The 15,827-nt window shown below is 74.0% G+C and carries 17 protein-coding genes; 2 read left to right on the top strand and 15 right to left on the bottom strand.

Annotation, left to right across the window (positions count from 1 at the left end; all coding sequences use genetic code 11):
• The first annotated feature begins 8 nt into the window (after positions 1–8).
• Entirely contained in the window at positions 9–254 is a 246-nt protein-coding gene (locus ABZY33_RS01580; RefSeq protein ID WP_356489410.1) for a hypothetical protein, read from the top strand.
• Here the strand turns inward: ABZY33_RS01580 and ABZY33_RS01575 are convergent.
• The 4 genes from ABZY33_RS01575 to ABZY33_RS01560 form a co-directional block, all read right to left on the bottom strand.
• A complete protein-coding gene (locus ABZY33_RS01575) occupies positions 220–1,443 on the bottom strand; it encodes a cytochrome P450 (protein ID WP_356489409.1) in 1,224 nt (407 codons plus the stop codon). The genes ABZY33_RS01580 and ABZY33_RS01575 overlap by 35 nt on opposite strands.
• Before the next feature lie 18 nt (positions 1,444–1,461).
• On the bottom strand, positions 1,462–2,127 hold the full coding sequence (locus tag ABZY33_RS01570) for a response regulator transcription factor (protein WP_356489408.1): 666 nt from the start codon (positions 2,125–2,127) through the stop codon (positions 1,462–1,464).
• Positions 2,124–3,494, bottom strand: coding sequence for a histidine kinase (locus tag ABZY33_RS01565; RefSeq protein ID WP_356489407.1), 1,371 nt, complete (start codon positions 3,492–3,494; stop codon positions 2,124–2,126). The genes ABZY33_RS01570 and ABZY33_RS01565 overlap by 4 nt, the downstream gene beginning before the upstream one ends.
• Positions 3,495–3,601: 107 nt before the next feature.
• Positions 3,602–4,477, bottom strand: a complete 876-nt coding sequence (locus ABZY33_RS01560) for an alpha/beta hydrolase (RefSeq protein WP_356489406.1) — start codon at positions 4,475–4,477, stop codon at positions 3,602–3,604.
• Positions 4,478–4,630: 153 nt separating this feature from the next.
• On the opposite strand from ABZY33_RS01560, the gene ABZY33_RS01555 reads away from it, so the two are divergent.
• Positions 4,631–5,302 carry a TetR/AcrR family transcriptional regulator gene (locus ABZY33_RS01555; RefSeq protein WP_356489405.1) on the top strand — a complete coding sequence of 224 codons (672 nt, stop codon included), beginning with the start codon at positions 4,631–4,633 and terminating at the stop codon, positions 5,300–5,302.
• Here ABZY33_RS01555 and kynU read toward each other — a convergent pair.
• The 11 genes from kynU to ABZY33_RS01500 all read right to left on the bottom strand — a co-directional run bounded on the left by kynU (position 5,232) and on the right by ABZY33_RS01500 (position 15,667).
• A complete protein-coding gene (gene kynU / locus ABZY33_RS01550; protein WP_356489404.1) occupies positions 5,232–6,431 on the bottom strand; it encodes a kynureninase in 1,200 nt (399 codons plus the stop codon). The two genes, ABZY33_RS01555 and kynU, sit on opposite strands and share 71 nt — an antisense overlap.
• On the bottom strand, positions 6,424–7,248 hold the full coding sequence (locus ABZY33_RS01545; RefSeq protein WP_356489403.1) for a tryptophan 2,3-dioxygenase family protein: 825 nt from the start codon (positions 7,246–7,248) through the stop codon (positions 6,424–6,426). Before ABZY33_RS01545 ends, kynU begins: the two co-directional genes overlap by 8 nt.
• Before the next feature lie 147 nt (positions 7,249–7,395).
• Positions 7,396–7,809 (bottom strand): DUF3151 domain-containing protein, encoded by a 414-nt coding sequence (locus tag ABZY33_RS01540; protein WP_356489402.1) that lies wholly within the window; start codon positions 7,807–7,809, stop codon positions 7,396–7,398.
• Between the two features lie 46 nt (positions 7,810–7,855).
• Positions 7,856–9,016, bottom strand: coding sequence for an aminotransferase class I/II-fold pyridoxal phosphate-dependent enzyme (locus ABZY33_RS01535; RefSeq protein ID WP_356489401.1), 1,161 nt, complete (start codon positions 9,014–9,016; stop codon positions 7,856–7,858).
• Between the two features lie 75 nt (positions 9,017–9,091).
• Positions 9,092–10,123, bottom strand: coding sequence for a class II fructose-bisphosphate aldolase (fbaA, locus tag ABZY33_RS01530; protein WP_356489400.1), 1,032 nt, complete (start codon positions 10,121–10,123; stop codon positions 9,092–9,094).
• A 144-nt stretch (positions 10,124–10,267) separates the two neighbouring features.
• The gene (gene pyrE, locus ABZY33_RS01525) at positions 10,268–10,822 is read right to left on the bottom strand and encodes an orotate phosphoribosyltransferase (RefSeq protein ID WP_356489399.1); all 555 of its coding nucleotides are present in this window, start codon (positions 10,820–10,822) and stop codon (positions 10,268–10,270) included.
• 2 nt (positions 10,823–10,824) lie between these two features.
• Positions 10,825–11,634, bottom strand: coding sequence for an aldose 1-epimerase (locus ABZY33_RS01520; protein ID WP_356489398.1), 810 nt, complete (start codon positions 11,632–11,634; stop codon positions 10,825–10,827).
• Between the two features lie 26 nt (positions 11,635–11,660).
• Complete coding sequence (locus ABZY33_RS01515) at positions 11,661–12,578, bottom strand: SRPBCC domain-containing protein (protein WP_356489397.1); 918 nt, start codon at positions 12,576–12,578, stop codon at positions 11,661–11,663.
• A 262-nt stretch (positions 12,579–12,840) separates the two neighbouring features.
• Complete coding sequence (locus ABZY33_RS01510) at positions 12,841–14,328, bottom strand: polyamine aminopropyltransferase (protein ID WP_356489567.1); 1,488 nt, start codon at positions 14,326–14,328, stop codon at positions 12,841–12,843.
• A gap of 151 nt (positions 14,329–14,479) precedes the next feature.
• On the bottom strand, positions 14,480–15,004 hold the full coding sequence (locus tag ABZY33_RS01505) for a DUF2617 family protein (RefSeq protein ID WP_356489396.1): 525 nt from the start codon (positions 15,002–15,004) through the stop codon (positions 14,480–14,482).
• A gap of 333 nt (positions 15,005–15,337) precedes the next feature.
• On the bottom strand, positions 15,338–15,667 hold the full coding sequence (locus tag ABZY33_RS01500) for a hypothetical protein (RefSeq protein WP_356489395.1): 330 nt from the start codon (positions 15,665–15,667) through the stop codon (positions 15,338–15,340).
• Positions 15,668–15,827: the final 160 nt, after the last annotated feature.

Below are 15,827 nucleotides of genomic sequence, written 5' to 3'. Positions count from 1 at the left end.
CACGGACCATGGGACAACGGACGCAGGCGGCGGCCGGCTGCCTGGTCGCGCTCGCCGGACTCGGGGCCGGGCTCGCGGTGTGGGCCGGGCGCGCGCGGGGCCGGGTGCACCGGTTCGAGCAGGGGCCCGACTGGCGGGTGTTCGTCGTCGAGCTGCCCCTGTGCGTGGTCGGCGGCGTCGGCGCGGGGGCGCTGGCCGGCGCCCTGCTGCACCGGCTGTTCAGAGCGCGACGGGCAGCTCCGCCAGGCCCCTGATCACGAAGCCGGGCTTGCGGGAGGGCTCGGCGGCGACGCGCAGGGTCGGCGCCTGGTTGAGCAACGCCCGCAGGGAGGCGGCCAGTTCGATGCGGGCCAGGGACGCGCCGATGCAGTAGTGGATGCCCGCGCTGAAGGAGATGTGCGGATTGTCGGCGCGGCTCAGGTCGAGCCCTGCCGGGTCGGTGAAGACCGCCGGGTCGTGGTTGGCCGAGCCGAAGAGGAGGGCCACTTCGGAGCCGCGCGGGAGGGTGACGCCGGCCAGCTCGATGTCGTCCAGGACCCAGCGTTCGAAGAGCTGGAGCGGGGTGTCGTGGCGCAGCAGCTCCTCGACGGCGCGCGGGACCAGGGTGTGGTCCGCGCGCAGGGCCGCCAGTTGGTCCGGGTGGCGGAACAGGGCCCACCAGCCGTTCACGGTGGCGTTGACGGTGGCCTCGTGCCCGGCGTTCAGGAGCAGCACGCAGGTCGAGATCATCTCCTGTTCGGTGAGCCGGTCGCCGTCCTCGTCGTGCGCGGCGATCAGCCCGGAGATCAGGTCGGCGGCGGGGCGGCGGCGCCGCTCGGCGATCAACTCCCGCAGGTAGGCGGTGAACTCGACGGAGGCGCGGACCGCCGCGCGGGCCGTGTCCGGCGCCGGGTTCAGCTCGTACATGCCGCAGATCGCCGCCGACCAGGGGCGCAGCAGCGGGCGGTCCGCCGACGGGATGCCGAGCATCTCCGCGATGACGGCGACGGGCAGGGGTTCGGCGACGGCCGTGAGCAGGTCGCCGCCGCCGTCCGCGACCAGCGCCGCCACCAGGTCCCCGGCGAGCCGCTCCACGTACGGGGTGAGCCGTTCGACCGTGCGCGGGGTGAACGCCTTGGCGACGAGCCGGCGGATGCGGGTGTGGTCCGGCGGTTCGAGGTCGAGCATGCCGTGGTCGTTGAGGGTGTGGAACGGCTCGTGCTCGGGCGGCGGTGCGCAGCGGCCGAACTCCTCGTGCGCGTACCGGTGTTGATAGGTGCGGCCGAGGCGGCGGTCGCGCAGCAGCGCCGAGACGTCCGCGTGGTGCGGGACCAGGTACTGGCGCGTGGGCTCGAACCAGTGGACCCGTCCGGCCGCGCGCAGCGCCGCGTACGCGGGGTACGGGTCGGCGACGAAGGCCGGGGACCACGGGTCGAAGGCGGACGGGACCGCGTCGGCACTCATGCGCCGACGCTAGCCCGCTCACCCGGGGGTGACCAGACGCGCTTCGTAGGCGAAGACGGCGGCCTGCGTGCGGTCGCGCAGCCCCAGTTTGACCAGGACGCGGCTGACGTGGGTCTTGATCGTCGACTCGGCGACGACGAGCCGCTCGGCGATCTCCGCGTTCGACAGGCCCTGGGCGATGAGGACGAGCACCTCCGTCTCGCGGTCGGTCAGCTCGCCGTACGCCTGCGGGTTCTGCACGGCGGGCAGCTTCGGGATCTCCGACAGCTTGGCGAACTCGGTGATCAGGCGGCGGGTGACCGACGGCGCGAGCAGTGCCTCGCCGCTCGCCACCACCCGTACGCCGTCGGCCAGCTGGCGGGCCGAGGCGTCCTTGAGGAGGAAGCCCGAGGCGCCCGCGCGCAGCGCCTGGTACACGTACTCGTCGAGGTCGAAGGTGGTCAGCACGAGGACCCGGGCGCCCGCGTCGGCCGCGACGATCTCGCGGGTCGCCTCGATGCCGTTCAGCTCGGGCATGCGGATGTCCATGAGGACGACGTCGGGGCGCAGTTCGCGGACCCTGGCGACCGCCTCGATCCCGTTGACCGCCTCCCCGACGACCTCGATGTCCGGCATCGCGCCGAGCAGGACCGAGAACCCCTCGCGCACCATCATCTGGTCGTCGGCGATCAGTACCTTGATCATGCGTCCGCTCCGCCGGTGCGCTCACTGCTCGCGTCGTCCGGCTCGCGCCGCTCGGGCACGTGCGCGGCGACCGGCACGAAGACCGTGATCTCGTAGCCGCCGTCCTCGGTCCGGCCGGCCGTCATCTCGCCGCTGAGCATCGAGACGCGTTCGCGCATGCCGGTGATGCCGTGCCCGGCGCCCGGCGAGGGCTTGGCGAGCGCGTTCGGCCTGCCGTTGACGATGCGCAGGCCGAGACCGCCGAGGACGTACGACACCTCGACCGCCGCCGCCGCGCCCGGCGCGTGCCGCAGCACGTTGCTGAGCGCCTCCTGCACAATCCGGTACGCCGACAGCTCGACGCCCTGCGGCAGCTCGCGGACGGCGCCCGTGACGGCCTTGGTGACGGTCAGGCCCGCGTCCCCCACGTTCTCCAGGAGCTTGTCGAGGTCGGCGAGCGTGGGCTGCGGCGCCTCGGGGGCCTCGTAGTCCTCCGCGCGTACGACGCCGAGGACGCGGCGCAGTTCGGTCAGGGCCGCCACCGCGTTCTCCCGGATCGTGGCGAAGGCCTGCTCCAGTTCGGGCGGCGGGTTCTCCACCCGGTAGGGCGCGGCCTCCGCCTGGATCGCCACGACCGACATGTGGTGGGCGACGACGTCGTGCAGTTCGCGGGCGATGTTCGTGCGCTCCTCCAGGAGCGTGCGCTTGTCGCGCTCGACGGCGGTGACCGTGCGCTCCTGGACGACCTGGCGCTGGGTGGTGCGGTTGACCTGGACCAGGGTGACGATCGCGACGGCGACCCCGGAGAGGACCAGCATCGGCACGGTGACGCCGGCGTCCAGGCCGCCCATGACCTCGCCGGCCAGGACCGAGTACACGGCGCTGAGGGCCCACATCCAGGCCGCCGTGCGGGGCCGGGTGCGGGCGGCGACCACCATCATCACGGCGGTGTGGCCCACGATGCTGGCGGACGACCACGGGTAGAGGCCGTCGCTCGTCCACACGACCAGGACGGGGGCCGCCGCGAGCGAGAGCCACCAGGCGAGGACCGGCCGCAGCAGGGTGAGCGCCACCGGCACCGCCGCGCAGAGGCCGGCCGCGGTCGCCACGAACGCGTCGGTGTACATGCCGGTGCTCGCCACGGCCACGAAGAACGTGATCAGGGCCAGGAAGAGCACCACGGCGTGCGGGAAGTACCGCAGGTACCGGCGGGTACGCGCCGGGAACAGCCGGGTCCAGGGACCGTCCGCGGCCGCCTCGGGCAGCGGGCGGTAGGCGGGCACGTCCCGGAACAGGTCCTCGCGCAGCCCGTGCAGCGCCGAGCGCGCGAGGCTGAACTCGGGGCTGCGGTCGCGGGGCACCCCGGAGGTGGTGGTCGTCTCGGTCATGGTCCGACGGTACGGTCCCGGGCGGGGCCCGGTCGTCCCCAGCCAGACGGGTCCCGCGCCTCCGCCGTGAGTACTACGCGGCGCCGCCCGGGCCGGCGCCCCGCTCCTCACCAGGCCAGTTGTGCGATCTCCTCCGCGACGACGGCGCAGGCGTCCGCCGCCGGGTCGATCAGCGGGAAGTGCCCGACGCCCGCCAGGTACGTGACGCCCACCACCTCGCCCGCACGGGCCGCCGCGTCCGCGTACGCCTCGGCCACCGCGTGCGGCACCGTCGTGTCCGCGCGGCCCTGGACCAGGGTCGTCGCGATGCCGGTGGGCAGCAGGGCGGCCGGGTCGGCGAAGGGACGCCGCGCCTCGAACAGCTCGCCCTCGCCGCCGAGGAGCTGGGCGCTCGCCCCGCCGCACACGCCGAGCTTCTGGGCGAGCGCCAGGTCCGCGAGGGGGGCCAGCGCCACGACCCCGCGCAGGGCGGGCGGCGCGGGGGTGTACCAGGGCGCGTCCGCCGGCAGGACGTGCCGGGCGGCGGCCCACAGCGCGAGGTGGCCGCCGGCCGAGTGGCCGGTGATCACGGTGCGCCGCGGGTCGGCGGCGGGCAGATGGCGCGCGACGAGGGCGGGCAGGGCGTCGAGCGCGGCCGCCACGTCGTCGAAGGTCTCCGGCCAGCGTCCGGCCACCGGTCCGTCGGCACCCTGGTGCGGCAGCGGGCTGCCGCGGCGGTACTCGACGTTGGCGACGGCGAAGCCGCGCCGCGCGAGGAAGCCGGCGAACGGGCTCACGTGCCGCCGGTCGTACGGCGCCCGCCACGCGCCGCCGTGCAGGACCACGACCAGCGGGGCGGCGCGCACCTCGTCGCGGGGCGCGTAGAAGTCGACGACCTGATCCGGGTGAACGCCGTACGCGGCGGTGACGTCCGGCGGGACGGCGGGGTGGGAGAAGGCCGAGGCCTCCTCCGCCGCGTCGCGCGCGGTGGCTTCGTCCGCCATGCTCCAACCTCTCGACGTAGCAGTGCGTTTGCGCGGGCCACCGGGGGACCGGCAGCGCTCCGGCGGGGTAAGCGGACGCTACCAGGCCCATGACATGCGCCGACCCGCGCAGTCACGGGTAAACGGTCCCGCGGTTCCGTTACCCTGGCGGTCATGAGCAGCGATCCCGAACCCGGCACGCTCCGCCCCGGTGGCCGCACGGCCCGGGTCCGCGCCGCGGTGCTCGACGCCGCCGGTGACGTCCTGGCCGAGCAGGGCTTCGACCGGCTCGACCTGGCCGACATCGCGCGCCGCGCGGACGTCGGCAAGACCACGGTGTACCGGCGCTGGTCCTCCCCGGCCGGCCTTGTCGCCGACCTGCTCGCACAGATGGCCCAGGAGTCGCTGCCGCGCACCACCACCGGTTCGCTCCGCGGCGACCTCACCGCGAACGCGCGGCTGGTGCGCACCACGCTCGCGGACCCGCGCCAGGGGCCCCTCTTCCGTGCCGTGATCGCGGCGGCGGCCTGCGACGCGCGCACGGCCGACGCGCTGCGCCGGTTCTACGAGGTCCGGGTCGCCGAGTGGGCGCCCTGCGTCGAGGAGGCCGCCGCCCGGGGCGAGGTGCCGGCCGGGACCGACGCGGCGGAGGTCGTCCGCGCGGTCTCCGCCCCGCTCTACTACCGCCTGCTGACGACGGGGACCGCGCCCACCGAGGCGGACGCGGCCCGGGCGGTGGCCGCCGCCGTGGCGGCGGCCGAGGCCGGCGTCTACGTCAGCCGGCTGTCTCCGCCAGCACCCGCGCCGCCCGCTCCACCTCGGCGAAGCCCAGGTACAGCGGCGTGAAGCCGAACCGCAGCACGTCCGGTGCCCGGTAGTCACCGACCACACCCGCCGCGACGAGCCGCTCCATGACCGCGCCGGCGTCCGCGCACCGCAGCGCCACCTGGCTGCCCCGCTCGGCGTGCGCCACCGGGGTCACCGCCTCGACCCGCCCTGCCGGGACGTACGCCTCGACGCACTCCAGGAAGAAGTCGGTCAGGGCGAGGGACTTGGCGCGCACCGCCGCGATTGAGACGTCCGGGCGCGACCACACCTCCAGGGCCGCCTCCAGAGCCAGCATCGACAGGATGTCCGGCGTCCCCACCCGCCCGCGCACCGCGCCGTCGGCGGCCTCGTACTCCGCGCGCATCCCGAACGGCTCGGCGTGCGAGTTCCATCCCGGCAGCGGCGAGTCGAACGCCGCCTGGTGCGCGCCGCGCACGTACAGGTACGCGGGTGAACCCGGGCCGCCGTTCAGGAACTTGTACGTGCAGCCGACCGCGAGGTCGACCCCGTGCGCGTCCAGGCCGACCGGCAGCGCGCCCGCGCTGTGGCACAGGTCCCAGACGCTCACCGCACCCGCCGCGCGGACGGCCGCCGTCAGCGACGGCAGGTCGTGCAGCCGCCCGGTGCGGTAGTCGACGTGGTTCAGGAGCACGGCGGCGGTACGCGAGGTGAGGGCGCCCGGCACCTCGCCCGGGGCCACCGCCCGCACCGTGCACCCCGTCAGCCGGGCCGCGGAGGCGGCGATATAACCGTCCGTGGGAAAGGTGGCCGCGTCCACGAGGATCTCGTCGCGCCCCTCCCCCGCCAGGCGCACCGCGCCCACCAGCGCCTTGAACACGTTGACGCTCGTGGAGTCGCCGACCACGATCTGGCCGGGCGCCGCGCCGACCAGCGGCGCGATCCGGTCCCCGATCCGCTCCGGGGCGGTCCACCACCCGGACTCGCTCCAGGAGCGGATGCGCAGCTGCCCCCATTCGCGGCGCACGACATCGTCGAGGCGGCCGGGGACGTTCGCGGGCAGCGCGCCCAGCGAGTTCCCGTCCAGGTAGACCCCATCGCCAGGGTCGTCCAGCACGAAGTCGGCGCGCACCGCGGCCAGCGGGTCGGCGGCGTCCAGCTCGCGCGCCCGCTCCCGAAGGTCAGACATGGGACCTCGCCGTCCACAGCTCGGGGAACACGGTCTTCTGCGCGCGCTTCTCCAGCCACGCCACCCCGGCGGAGCCGCCGGTGCCGGTCTTGGACCCCATGGCACGGCGCGTGGCCACCAGATGGTCGTTGCGCCAGCGCCACACCAGCTCGGCGACGTCGGTCAGCACCTCGCCGAGCCGCGCCAGTTCGGCGCTCTCGTCACCCGCGTACAGCTGCGTCCAGACGGCCTCGACCTCGGGCGAGGGCTCGTAGCGCCGCGACACGTCCCGCTCCAGGACCGCGCGCGGCACCGCGTGCCCGCGCCGGGCGAGTAGCCGCAGCACCTCGTCGTAGAGGCTGGGCTCGTGCAGCGCCTTCTCCAGCTCGGCGTGGACCCGGGGCGCGCCCCGGTGCGGCACCAGCATCGACGCCGACTTGTCGCCGAGCAGGAACTCCATCCGCCGGTACATCGCCGACTGGAAGCCGGAGCCCTCGCCGAGCGAGGACCGGTAGGAGTTGAACTGGGCCGGGGTGAGCCCCGACAGCGGCCGCCACGAGGCGTTGAGCGCCTCCAGCTCGCGCAGCGAGCGCTTCAGCGCGGCGACGGCGGTCGGCACGTCGTCCTCGGCGAGGGCCGCGGTGGCGGTCTGCCACTCGTGCACGATGACGGTGAACCAGAGCTCCATCACCTGGGTCGTCACCAGGAAGACCATCTCGCCGGGGTCGTCCGAGCGCAGGTGCTGGAGGTGGGTGAGGACATCGGCCTGGACGTAGTCCTCGTACGGCGTGGTGCCCGCGAAGTCGAGATGCGGTGTCGCTTCCGCGTCATGGGACATCGCTGTCTCCTGAATGTGTATCCGGGTAGCGGTCCGCCCTGCCGTTACCGGCACGGGGCCCCGGTCCCCACCGCGCATCCTTCACAATGGTCCCCCACCACGGCAAGGCCCGCCTGACCACCGGCGGGCCCCACCGTCGGTGACCGCTCAGCCCAGGGTCTGCGCCGCCGCCGGCGAGGAGTCCTTGAGGAACTGCGCGCAGCGCTCGTGCTCCTCCCGCTCGCCGATGGAGCCGGCGGCGCGGGCGAGGGCGTGCAGGGCGCGCAGGAAGCCGCGGTTGGGCTCGTGCTCCCACGGCACGGGCCCGTGGCCCTTCCAGCCGCTGCGCCGCAGGGAGTCGAGCCCGCGGTGGTAGCCGGTGCGCGCGTAGGCGTACGACTCGACGACACTGCCCCGCTCGAACGCCTCGTCGGCGAGCTGTGCCCAGGCGAGCGAGGAGGTCGGGTACTTGGCGGCCACCTCCGCCGGCGGCGTACCGCCCGCGAGCAGCTCGCGCGGCTCCGGGTCGTCGGGCAGGTGGGTCGGGGGCGGTCCCCCGAGCAGGTTCTCGTGAAGGCTCATGGTTTCCAGTCTGCGCCATCCGGGCGTCTGTCCTTCACGTGGGTGATCAGTCACGCCCCGTGACGGTGCGCACCCCGCGCACCAGCGCGTCGATGCCCGCCTCGGCCTTGCTCCGCGGGCAGCCGAGGTTGAGCCGCACGAAGCCGGGCGCCCCGTACGTGCCACCTGGCATGACGGCGACCTTCTCCTGCTCGACGAGGACGCGCTGGAGTTCGTCGTCGGCGCTCACGCCGAGGGGCCGCAGGTCGATCCAGGCCAGGTAACCGGCGTCCGGGATCGCCCACTTCAGCTCGGGGAAGGCCGCGCCGAGCCGCTCCTGGAGCAGCCGCAGATTGCCGTACGTGTAGGCGCGCAGGGCGTCCAGCCACGCGCCGCCCTCGCGGTAGGCCGCGATGTGGGCCGTCAGCGTGAGCACGGCCGGGGAGGCGAGCCCCTCCCCGGTGTTCATCCGCCGGACGAACGCGGCGTGGTCGTCCGGGTCGCCCACGAATCCGTAACTGCCGCTGAGCGCCGGGAAGTTGAAGGACTTCGTTGCCGAGGTGACCAGCGCCCAGCGCACCCCGTCGGCGTACCGCGTCCACGGCAGGTGGGTCTGCCCGTCGTGGGTGAGGTCGGCGTGGATCTCGTCGCTGATCACCGCCACGTCGTACGTCCGCGCGAGGTCGGCGAAGCGGCGCAGCTCGGTGTCGGTCCAGACGCGGCCGGTCGGGTTGTGCGGCGAGCAGAGGATGAGGACGCGGCTGTCCGGGCGGGCCAGCTCCCGCTCCAGGCCCGCCCGGTCGTCGAGCCCCACGGTCCGCATGTCGCGCCCGAGCCCGGAGACCGCCTTGCGGAAGCCGTCGTACGTCGGCGTGTGCAGGACGACCCCGTCGCCGGGCGCGGTCCACATCCGCAGCAACTGCGATATCTGGTTGAGGACGGAGGGGGCGTAGACGAGCCGGCCGGTGTCGACGTCGGTGGCGTACCGGGTGCGGAACCAGTCGCGGACCGCGCCGCGGAAGTCCTCGGTCTGCCAGTCCGTGTAGCCGAACACGCCGTGCGCGAGGCGGGCGCCGAGGGCGCTCAGCACCTCGGGCGCACAGGGGAAGTCCATGTCGGAGATGGTGAACGGCAGCAGGTCCGGCACGGGGAAGCGGTCCGCGACGCCGTCCCACTGCACGCACCAGGTGCCGTGCCGGTCGACAGGGGTGTCGAAGTCGTACGTCATGGCGGGCGCCTCCGGGCATGGCGCGGGCCCGGCCCCCCGAAGGACGGCCGGGCCCGCACACGGGCTGGTCAGGGACTACTTGATGCGGGTGCCCGTCGACCGCAGGCTCTCGCAGGCCTCGACGATGCGGGCGGTCATGCTCGACTCGGCCTTCTTGCCCCAGACGCGGGGGTCGTAGGTCTTCTTGTTGCCGACCTCGCCGTCCACCTTCAGGACACCGTCGTAGTTCTCGAACATGTGGCCGGCGATGGGCCGCGTGAACGCGTACTGGGTGTCGGTGTCGAGGTTCATCTTCACCACGCCGTTCTCCAGCGCGGTGCGGATCTCCTCCAGGGTGGAGCCCGAACCGCCGTGGAAGACGAAGTCGAACGGCTGGGAGCCGGCCGGCTTGCCGTACTTCTCGGCGACGCCCGCGTTCAGCTCGGCGAGCAGGTCGGGGCGGAGCACGACGTTGCCCGGCTTGTACACGCCGTGCACGTTGCCGAACGAGGCGGCCAGCAGGTAGCGGCCCTTCTCGCCCAGGCCGAGCGCCTCGACGGTGCGCACCGCGTCGTCGACCGTGGTGTAGAGGTTGTCGTTGATCTCGTGCGAGACGCCGTCCTCCTCACCACCCGTCGGGGTGATCTCGATCTCCAGGATGATGTTCGCGGCCTTGGCCTTGGCGAGCAGCTCCTCGGCGATGGTGAGGTTGTCGGCGAGGGTCTCGGCCGAGCCGTCCCACATGTGCGACTGGAACAGCGGCAGGCCGCCGTTCTTGACGCGCTCGGCGGAGATGTCGATCAGCGGGCGCACGTACCCGTCCAGCTTGCCCTTGGGGCAGTGGTCGGTGTGGAGCGCGATCTTGTTCCCGTACCGGGCTGCGGCGACGTGCGCGAACTCGGCGAGCGCCTGGGCGCCGACCACCATGTCCTTCACACCCTGGCCCGAGAGGTACTCGGCGCCACCGGTCGAGATCTGGATGATGCCGTCGCTCTCCGCCTCGGCGAAGCCCTGGAGGGCCGCGTTCAGGGTCTGCGTCGAGGAGACGTTGATGGCCGGGTAGGCGAACTTCCCCGCCTTGGCCCGGTCGAGCATCTCGTTGTACTGATCCGGGGTTGCGATGGCCATCTGCCGACTCCTCGTGAAGCGCGCGATTGCGGGTTTGGGTTGTTCAGGTGTCCCGACCGGTGGTCCGACCCTCACCAGCACCATGGGGTGACATCATCGTCGCCCCCATCTTTCCAGACGTGGCGGTGGGCCGGGCGCCGGGTTTCAGTCCAGACCCAGCTCGTCCTTGGAGAAGGCGAAGAGGTACGGCACTCCCGCGCCTTCGGTGATCTTCTCCGCGGCGCCGGTGGCCCGGTCCACGATGGTCGCCACGCCCACGACCTCGGCGCCCGCCTCGCGGACGGCCTCGACGGCGGTCAGCGGGGAGCCGCCGGTGGTGGAGGTGTCCTCGACGACGAGCACCCGGCGGCCCTTGATGTCGGGGCCCTCCACCCGGCGCTGCATCCCGTGTGCCTTGGCGGCCTTGCGCACCACGAACGCGTCGAGCCGCTCCCCGCGGGCGGCGGCGGCGTGCAGCATCGCGCCGGCGACCGGGTCGGCGCCCATGGTCAGACCGCCCACCGCGTCGTACTCCAGGTCGGCGGTCAGGTCGAGCAGCACCTGCCCGACCAGCGGAGCGGCCTCGCCGTCGAGGGTGACGCGGCGCAGGTCGACGTAGTAGTCGGCCTCCAGGCCGGAGGAGAGCGTCACCTTGCCGTGCACCACGGCCTTGTCCTTGATCTGCTTCAGCAGCGCCGCGCGCACGTCGTTCGTCGTCATGGCTACGAGCTTAGAGCCTGCTCCCGGAGCCGCCGCCAGGTCCAGGTGGTGCTCGCCTCCAGCGGCTCCACCGGGGTGACCAGGCGCGGAGCGGTGTTCAGGCCGTTCGGCGGGCCCGTCTGCGGCTCGACGCAGACCGCCGCCTCCTGCTCGTCGTAGACCACGGCCCACTGCTCGCGGCTGGTGACCTTCAGCTCCAGGGCGCCGGGCCAGGTCAGTGTCACGTCCACGCCGTCGGGCATCCCGAAGCAGTCGTCCCAGGGGCCGGGCTTCGGCGCGACGCGGTGGCCGGTGGGCAGGTGGTCGTCGCCGCGCTCCTCCTGCCAGGCGGCCTCGAAGGCGAGCGCCACGTCGGCGCCGCCGACCGTCCGGTTGAACCAGGGGTGCCAGCCGGCCTGCGCCGGGAACGAGTCGCCGTACGTCTCGACGCCCAGGGTCAGCGTCAGCGCGTCCTCGCCGAGCGCGACGATCTGTGTGACGCGCCCGCTGTAGGGCCACGGGTCGGTCAGGTCGTACGTGAACACGGCCTCGGCGGCGCTGACACGCGCGGTGGTCCACTCCGCGTCGCGGCCGAAGCCGTGGATGGCGTGCGGCGGGGAGTTCAGCGGCATCTGGTGGAGCCGGCCGCCGTCGCGGAACCGGCCGTCCCTGATCCGCCCGCACCACGGCACCATCGGGAAGCAGCCGTACCGCTCCCCCTGGCGCAGCAGCTCGGTCCCGGCGATCTTCAAGCTGCTGACGCGGCAGCCGTTGCCCGGCGCCACGGCCACCTCCGCGTCGCCCGCGGTCAGCGTCGTCTCCTGTGTCGTCACAGTCACCGAGCCTATGCCGAGGCTCGCTACCGGCGCCTGCGCAGGGCCCGTCCGACGACGATCGCGGAGGCGAGCGCGAGGGCGGCGGCGGGCCCGGCCCAGCGCAGGGTGGCACTCGCGGTGACGCCCTCCGGCGCGGGCACCGGGGCGTACCGGCCGCGCGGCGGCGCGTGGTCGACCTCCTCGGCGCTGCGGCCGATCATCGTGCGGCGGGCGTGGGCGGCCGCGGGCTCGGCCGGCAGCTCGCCCTCCCGGGCCGGGCCACCGGGGTAGGGGACCTCGTCCGAGGCGGGGTCGAGGGAGGGGGGCGGGACGGGGGTGTCGTAGAGGGAGGCGTGTGCGGTCCCGGCGGGTGCGCCGGGACCGCCGTCGGGGGCGTCGGCGTCGAGTTCGTCGCCGTCGGCGGCCGGGGCGGGCCCGTCGAGGGCGTCTCCCGCGAGCAGCTCGTCGCCCTCGTCGTCAGCGTCGTCTTCGTCGTCGTCGATCGCGTCGAGGGCCGCGTCCGGCTCCTCCTCCGAGCCGGGTTCCTGCCCGGCGGCGCCGAGATTCCCAGCGAAACGGTTCAGCAGCCGGTGGGCCGCCGCGGTGACGGCCTGGGCCGGGAGGTCGGTGACGCGGCCGTCCCCGGCGGCGGTGCCGGTGAAGGTGAGGGCGGAGCCGCCGTCGGAGGCGCTGACCCGCGCGGTCAGGGCGAAGCGGACGCCGCCCGTGCCGCGGGCCTCGGTCCCCTCGCCCGTCATGGCGTACGAACCGTCGGGCTCCTCCGTGACGCGGACGCTGCCGCGGTACGTGATGGTGTGCCCGTCGATACGTACCTTGAGGCGGCCTCCCTCACCCGACGCGTCGCGCTGGAACCCGGGCAGGGCCCGGGCCACGCGAAGGGGGTCGCAGAGCACCGCCCGCAGGGACTCCGCCGGAACCGGAACGAACACCTCATGCTCCATGGCACCCGAGCGTAGCGACTCCGTCGGTTCCGGGGGTCCTCTTGGGGGTGGCCGGGGTCGGTTTCGTCGGGGGGTGGGGGTCCTGGGCGCCGTGGTGGGGGTGATCGTGCGGAGGGGTGTGCGGGTCCGGTGGGGCTTCTCGCGCAGCTCCCCGCGCCCCTGGAGCATGGGGCTGCGCTGCAGCCCCATGGGCGCACGCAGTGCGCCCTTCAGGGGCGCGGGGAACTGCGCGACCAGCCACGACGGCGCCGCGCCCGGCGGGTCAGCCGGGGTAGCGCGGGTGGACCAGGGTGGAGGGGGCGTACCGGTGCGGGGGGTGGAGGGTCCGGACGGTGTCGCCGAGCCGGGGCACCGCCCAGCCCCCCACGACGAACCCGGCCGCACCCTCGCGCCCCCGATACGCCACCACCCGCAACCCCACGGACCGCACAGAGGCCGCCACCGTCCAGAACCGGTCCCGGTCCGCCACATCGCCGCCGTGCACCACCACCCGCCCACCCGCAGCGAGCACCCGCCCCACGAGCCCGTAGAACTCCTGCGAGTACGGCGTCGTGCTCGGTGCCCGCCCGGGCCCGGGCAGATCGCAGATCACCACGTCATAGGCGCGGCCGCGCGGCACCTCCCGGAGCCGGTCGAACACGTCCCCCGTGCTCACCCGCACCCGCGCGTCGTCCAGCGCCCCGCGGTTCAGCGCCCGCAGCCCCGGATCGGTCCGGGCGAGGCGGACGACGCCGGGGTCGGTGTCGATGACGTCCACCCGGCGCACGCCCGGCCGGCGCAGCACCTCGCGCACGGCGAGCCCGTCACCGCCGCCGAGTACGAGGACCCGCGCGTGCGGCCCGCCGCGCAGCACGGGTCCGACGAGCGCCGCGTGGTAGCGCGCCTCGTCGCGGCCACTGACCCGCAGCCGGCCGTCCAGGTACAGGGCGAGGGGGCGCCGTCCGCCGCCGGTGAGGACGACCTCCTGCACCGCGGTCCGCTCGGCGACCCGCACGTGCGCCCCGAACATGGCCTGCCGCGCGGCCCGCTCGAAGTCGTCGACGTGGGCCCACGCCGCGCCGAGCAGGCTCAGCACCACGACGTCGGCGGCGAGCAGCAGCCGGCGGCCCCGCACGCTCAGGTCCCGCCGGAGCAGCCCGAGCACGAGCGCGCCGCCCGCCACCGCGTTGACCACGCCGGTCAGCAGCGCGCCGGTCAGCTGCCCGAACAGGGGAAGCAGCAGGAAGGGGAAGGCGAGGCCGCCCACCAGCGCGCCCACGTAGTCGGCCGCGAACAGGTCGGCGACGGCGCCGCCCGCGTCCTGGCGTCTGATCCGCTGGATGAGCACCATCAGCAGCGGCACCTCCGCGCCGATCAGCACGCCGATCCCGAGCGAGAAGGCCACGAGCAGCCAGCGCGCGCCCTCGGTCCAGGCCCCGTCCCGGCCGCCGGTCCAGGCGAAGACCGCGTAGAGCGCCATCGCGCTGCATCCGCCGACGAGCGCGAGCGCGGCCTCGACGAGGCCGAACCCGGCGGCGGCGCGCGGCCGCAGCCGCTTGGCGGCGAGCGAGCCGAGGCCCATGGCGAAGACCATGACGGAGAGCACGACGGAGGCCTGGGTGACCGAATCGCCCAGGAAGTACGTGGCGAGGGCGACCAGTTCGAGTTCGTAGACGAGCCCGCAGGCCGCGCAGACGAAGACGCAGACGAGCACCAGGAACCGGCCCGTGCCCGGTCTCACCGGGAGCGGCGCCCGGCCGCGCTCGCCCACGGGCCGGGTCGTGGCGCGTCCCGTGGGCCGGGCGGACACCTGCGGTTCGATCACGCCTGGAACGCTACGTGACCACTCGACCCCGCCTCGTCACCCACACGTGTGGAACCGGCGCATCGCACGCATACTTCCGCCGGTTCCACCGCACGGGTTACCGCGCCGCGGCGGCGGGCATCCGCGCGACCACCCGGCTGCGGGTGGCGACCAGCTGTCCGTCCTGCGGGTAGGCGTGCCAGGTGCGCCAGCTCACCTGTCCGTCGTGGCGCTGGGCGAGCATCGCGGTGAAGGCGTGCGGGCTGCCGGGGAAGACACCCGCGAGACCGTTCGGGTGGTCGGCGACGAGGGCCAGCAACTCCTGTGCGCGGCCCGCGAACTGGCCCTCCGTCAGGTTCTCCACCCGGGCGGCGAACTCGTACTCCCAGTCGCCGACGCGCTTGGCGACGCCGAGCGGGAGCGGGGTGCTGCTGCCCGGGATGCAGGCGACGGTCTCGGAGCAACTGCCGTGCTCCTCCTCCAGGAGGACCTGGTGGGAGGCGCCGAGCAGCCGCAACTGGAGCGTGGCCCCGGCCAGTGCGAGGTCGAGGGTGGCCAGGGCGGGGAGCGGCTCGCGCCCCAGGGCCCAGGCCAGATCGGCGGCGTTCGTGTCGGTGTAGGCGGTGTTCAGGGTCGTGAGCATGGTCGGCTCCGCTAGCACGCAAAGGGAGATGGGGCCGGCTACGTCAAGGGGACCGGCTCGTGCCCACGCGAACGCGAGAAGAACGTAGTACGGGGGCTGAGTTGACGGTTAGAAGGGAATCACGGGCGGTGGCGCCCGCACTGCGTTTTTACCCAACTTCGGAGGGTTTCCATCCCCCCGAGGGCCCCACAGTTCAACTGTTCAACTGTTGCCGTCATCTTTCGCGGTCAACGCACCACTGCCGGGTGTCAAGGGGAACGTGCGTGCGGCCCGCGCGGACCGACTGCCCCGTGTCAGTCGCCTCCGCGCGGGCCGCAGGCCCCGGGCCCCGCGTCAGCTGCCGCCGCCGCACCCGCCGCCGCCCCCGCAGGAGGAGCCGCCCCCGCAGGAGCTGCCGCCGCCGCACGAGGAGTTGCCCCCGCAGGAGTTACCGCCGCCGCACGACGAGTGGGAGCCGTGGTGATGGTGGTGCCCGGAGGAGCCGGACGAATCCGCACCGCCGCCGGCGCCCGCGGCCCACCAGCTGGCGTTGTGGCGCCCGGCGCGCGAACCGCGGCCCTTCTTGAGAGACGTACGCGAACGGCTGCCGCCGCCCTTGCTCCGGGCCAGGACGAAAGTGACCAACAGGACCACGAAGACCATGGCGATGACTGCTCCCATCACGGGTCCTCCTCTCTCTACCCCCGTGTCCCCCGAGGGGCGCCCCGTGCGGGCGTGCCAGGGGGATGCCCGGGCGCGCACGCGGCCAAAGCAGAGTTGAGCAACTCCAGAGCTTTCCCGGTTCTTGGCCCGCGTCCGACAGGATGGGACGGTCACGGTCGGG

Source organism: Streptomyces sp. NPDC006552, from assembly GCF_040611655.1.
In the GTDB taxonomy this organism is placed as follows: Bacteria; Actinomycetota; Actinomycetes; order Streptomycetales; family Streptomycetaceae; genus Streptomyces.
Note: the sequence above shows the minus strand (reverse complement) of the source record. Positions and strands in the feature narration are given on the sequence as shown.